General features: G+C 45.8%; 1 tRNA gene. It reads left to right on the top strand.

Annotated elements, in window-relative coordinates:
- Window positions 1–52: 52 nt before the first annotated feature.
- Window positions 53–126 (top strand) — tRNA-Pro (locus tag JG537_RS09630).
- The last annotated feature ends 145 nt before the right edge of the window (window positions 127–271 follow it).

Here is a 271-nt window from a genome sequence, read left to right as displayed (position 1 = left end):
CTGACTACGAATCAGGCGGTTGCAGGTTCGAATCCTGCAGGGTGCATAATTTCGGGAAGTAGCTCAGCTTGGTAGAGCACTTGGTTTGGGACCAAGGGGTCGCAGGTTCGAATCCTGTCTTCCCGATGTGAATTCTCGAAATTCACAAAGACCTTTGAAAACTGAACAATACGAACCAAACGTGCGGGTTACGGAAGTAACCTGTCAAAAACGATAAATCTGTCAGTGACAGAATGAGAACAAGATTAAATGAGAGTTTGATCCTGGCTCA

Source organism: Streptococcus vicugnae (assembly GCF_016461705.1).
Taxonomy (GTDB): domain Bacteria; phylum Bacillota; class Bacilli; order Lactobacillales; family Streptococcaceae; genus Streptococcus; species Streptococcus vicugnae.
The sequence above is the reverse complement of the archived record's forward strand: the minus strand, read 5'-3'. Positions and strand labels throughout refer to the sequence as shown.